Origin of the sequence: Barnesiella sp. CU968 (genome assembly GCF_905219685.1) — a bacterium.
Lineage (GTDB): Bacteria > Bacteroidota > Bacteroidia > Bacteroidales > Muribaculaceae > Lepagella > Lepagella muris_A.
In genome coordinates this window covers 1-3,884 of record NZ_CAJMXD010000290.1, presented here as the reverse complement: position 1 = coordinate 3,884, position 3,884 = coordinate 1, and the positions used below count along the sequence as shown (strand labels likewise).

The following is a 3,884-nucleotide window of genomic DNA, read 5'->3' as shown; positions in this document are numbered from 1 at the left end:
GATTTAAGCAAGGGAAAATAGTTGGAAATGTAACTTCTCTTAAAACAACTAATAACCTATTTACTTATTATTTCGATGTAAAAAATCAAATTATAGAAATCCGAGAGGGCTTGGAACTTAAAAATCAATTCTATTACACCTTTTTCATTTATGAAAAGGAACTTATGAAAACTATTGCATATGATAATAGCAAACGTATTGTGAATGTCCGATATTATCTATATGGAAGTAATGGTAAAATAGAGAAAATGTATTCTAAGGGTTCTCGTGGAAGTAGAGAAGAAACATATTTTTATGAAAATGACCGCCTACAAAAAATAGTTATAAGACAATTTGATAGATATGATATTGAACAGGATACGTTACAACATTCATTTGATTATAAGCCTAATGGAGAATTAAAATCTATTATTCTTTCGACAGAATTATATTCTGAAACAATCTATCAGGAAACATAAATTTAATATTAACAAGCCGGGATAACGGACTAACGCCGTTCCCCGCCAAACCATTACTAACAATAGTGCAAATGATAGACATTCTTTCAAAATCAAGAATAAACAATATTCCTCTTGACATCAGTAGAGAGGAATTATTAAAATTGGATTATTCCGCAGAACAATTCCGAATATGTTTTAGTCAAAACAACCAGTTTGTAAGAAGCATATCTGTTATTGTTACTGATGTCTTTCGGATAGACGGGGAGTTAGTAGAGTTAAGCCAAATAACGGAATGGTATCGTAAAGAAAATCCATTTGTGGATGGTAACACCTGTATCTTTCCTAATAAGAACTTGGCTATTTGGAACAACAATGGAGTATTTGAAATCACGTTATATTCTAATCGAGAAAAATCATTATATGAGAGGTCATTAACCAGCCTTTCAACATATAATGCATATGTTGAAATAAAGCACTTGCCTGATGTTTTATCTCTTAAACCTTATATCGGTTTAGATATACTTGAATTAGGTTGTAATACTGAAACAGCACACAAAATACTGGGAAAACCGTTAGAAACAGGGCAACGTAAGACAGGCGCATTTGGTAATGGAGCATACTTTGAGGAGTATCACAATTTGATTTTACGTTACGATGATGATACCTTGACGGAAATTCATTTTACGGATATACCAAATATTTATTATGATGAAATGAATTTAGCTGCTCCTAAAGTGTTATCCGTTCTTAAAAAGAGATACAAAATTATCCCTAAGTGGTCTTATTTTGTCATACCGGAACTTGGCATAACCTTAGGAGAGAGTGAAATTTTTATCTATTCTGAACGGATTAAAGATTTATGGCTTAACTCTAAAAGACCTATAACAAGTTGGTAAGTGTGATTTTGAAATATAAGTTAGTAACAAGGAAAGATAACCCCTGAACGGCGTTCCTTTCCAAGCCATTATCAACAAAAACAGAAATTCAATCATGAAAGCGAAACTGAAAATAATAAAAGACTGGGAGTTTGACGGAATAAAATTGTCTGGCACTTCTTTCAAATATAGTCCACTTGGCGGCAAAGAGATGATAGCTCGTAGCGAAGAGGAAATTGTATTCTCTGTTTATCATTCACAGCAAAAGTTGAAAGGAGTGCTATGGATAAAAGGAGATATTTCCCGATTTATCCCCAGTCCAAAACCCCAAGAAGTGCAAGACATTTGGCAAGCCCCCGTACTTTTATCTTGCAACAACGGAATATTATTTCTTTGTGGAGCCAGCAAAACTCTTTGGTGGTTATCTGAAATAAATGGTGATTGGACTTCTATTTCTATGGATAACTGGTGTGCTGTAGGCATACCTATGCCAATAGCTGTTACTGGAGAGCATGATGTATTTCCTATTGTATGTAGAGTAGATAGGGTTTTAGAAGCAACAAACAGTTTCACAACTTTGACTGTCAATTTTGCAACAATGACTGCCCGTTGGTCTGACATCGGTTCTTGTGTGTATAGCAAAGCTGAAACTCGGCAAGCACATCTTGATTCGGTGACAAAAGCGAATGGAGATTTCTCCAAAGCAGTTCTCAATTACAACTATCCTTTAATAGGTTCTATTCAAGAACAGGATGGACATCTATATGCTTTTTTGGAAAGTAGCACAATTAATCCAGCAGGTTTGGCTGGAATGGGATATTATTGGTATATGGAGTTAGAGTTTAACGGCTTGTTTAAAAAGAAATTATGGGGTAAAGACAATTTAAGCCGTTTGCCCGGAAAACATGGGATGCGAGGTAAATTCTCTGGGGATAGAACTTGGCTAATTTTATCTTCCATTTTCAAAACAGATGAGTGGAAAGGCAAGCAAAAACTACTGCGTCTTTCTGATTGTACCTTGGTTGACATCGTTATGCCTCGTGGATATAGTGCTTTCCGAGTGTTAGATGTTTGGAATAACCGGGCATTTATCTGTAATGAAGATAACAAGCTGGCTCTTTGTGAAATAATATGGGAGTAAGTAATTATAAATGTTGATAACAAGCCAAGTTAGCTGCTAAACGCAGCTCCTTGTCAAGCCATTATCTGCAAAAAAGAATAGCAAATGAATGACAAGTTATTCAAAATACTAAAGAAAGTGTATTTCAAGAAGAAATACATTAAAGACGAAAAAGGTTATCTCCATGAAATAGATTGTGGAGATAAGTTTGATTGTTCGACAAAAACAACTTGCTACTCGACAAATAATCTTAAAGCGGATGAATATACTTATCTACTTGAAAATAGCTATCCTGTAAATGAGGTGGTTCTTTTTACTCACAATCAATGTATTGAGAAGTATAAATCTTTATTGCAAAACAGTAATATTAACTTAAAGAGTTGTCTATCAGCTTTTATTTGTGGATTCAATAGTTTTCCAAGAGGCAGACAACCAATTCTAAGTTATTTGTTTGCAAGAGCCGTTCCTTCCCATGCTTACGATTCTGATAGTTATTGCCCTCTTTGTTCTATTAAAGGGAATAATTGGATACAAAAAGGTGAAGAGATTTTCGCTTGGTACTATGGTTATGCGTGGAACGAACTGTGGGGAAAATATGTGATAGATTTAGAAGAGTTTTCCAAACTCCCACCTTGTATTCCTACCGACAAGGATATTCAAATCTTCCGTAGTGTCATCGAACATATACGTAATGCTCCAGCAGATGAAACTCCCGGAAAATTGGAACAGCGAATAAGAAAGGCAAAAATTATTCCTGACTATGAGAAATTTCGCTTTCGTGGACAACTAACTGTATTGGCTGAATTGGGTATCATGCCAAATTCATATGTGAAGCCACTGTATGATGGTTTTACTCCATTCGCTGAAAGATGTGAGATAAACGGTAAAGCTGCTAAAAATTTTCGTTCTGATATAATTTTGCCGCTATTAGGATGGAATGGTAGCAATCCGATAAATGAGGAACGGCTCAATGAATTATTCGGAGCTTTTATGTAACAATGCAGATAACAAGCACCTGTGCCACCTAACGGCGGCAAGCTGCAAACCATTATGAACAATTAGAGTACACGATATGAGAAATGAAATTTTACAGTTGAAAGATTTGGGTCGTATGCCTAATGAAAGCATCAATGATACAGAGAGTATTGATGAATTAGTAAATACTTATGATGCCTTATTAGAACAAATACAATTTCCCATATCATTTGATGAAGCTATGGTGTTGGTACAAATCTTTCCTGAAAATGCTTTTTATGATTTGCAGTGGAGTTTATTAAAACTTGTAGAGTCTGTTTGCGTTGATGATGAGAATAAGTATATTCAGTTAATAAACTCTTGCCCAAGCCAAGAATGGCGGGACACTCTAAATGCTCGCTATGCAAATTATAAAAAGGCACAAGAGGTAAAGTAAGTTCATAACAAGCCGGGATAACGGACTAACGCCGTTCC

Annotated in this window: 5 protein-coding genes; all 5 read left to right on the top strand. The window is 35.1% G+C overall.

Going from position 1 to position 3,884, the window contains the following annotated elements:
- Positions 1–458 (top strand): hypothetical protein (locus JX312_RS10400; RefSeq protein WP_204457951.1); only part of this gene is annotated, 458 nt, incomplete at its 5' end.
- Between the two features lie 71 nt (positions 459–529).
- Positions 530–1,336, top strand: a complete 807-nt coding sequence (locus JX312_RS10395) for a hypothetical protein (protein ID WP_204457950.1) — start codon at positions 530–532, stop codon at positions 1,334–1,336.
- Positions 1,337–1,430: 94 nt separating this feature from the next.
- Positions 1,431–2,456 (top strand): hypothetical protein, encoded by a 1,026-nt coding sequence (locus tag JX312_RS10390; RefSeq protein ID WP_204457949.1) that lies wholly within the window; start codon positions 1,431–1,433, stop codon positions 2,454–2,456.
- Positions 2,457–2,540: 84 nt separating this feature from the next.
- Positions 2,541–3,431 (top strand): hypothetical protein, encoded by an 891-nt coding sequence (locus tag JX312_RS10385; protein WP_204457948.1) that lies wholly within the window; start codon positions 2,541–2,543, stop codon positions 3,429–3,431.
- Positions 3,432–3,507: 76 nt separating this feature from the next.
- Positions 3,508–3,846, top strand: a complete 339-nt coding sequence (locus JX312_RS10380) for a hypothetical protein (RefSeq protein ID WP_172774732.1) — start codon at positions 3,508–3,510, stop codon at positions 3,844–3,846.
- The last annotated feature ends 38 nt before the right edge of the window (positions 3,847–3,884 follow it).

What these genes read in the sequence shown, in the direction of transcription:
- JX312_RS10395 (WP_204457950.1), top strand. Translation starts at nt 530, where the DNA reads ATGATAGACATTCTTTCAAAATCAAGAATAAACAATATTCCTCTTGAC.
- JX312_RS10390 (WP_204457949.1), top strand. Translation starts at nt 1,431, where the DNA reads ATGAAAGCGAAACTGAAAATAATAAAAGACTGGGAGTTTGACGGAATA.
- JX312_RS10385 (WP_204457948.1), top strand. Translation starts at nt 2,541, where the DNA reads ATGAATGACAAGTTATTCAAAATACTAAAGAAAGTGTATTTCAAGAAG.
- JX312_RS10380 (WP_172774732.1), top strand. Translation starts at nt 3,508, where the DNA reads ATGAGAAATGAAATTTTACAGTTGAAAGATTTGGGTCGTATGCCTAAT.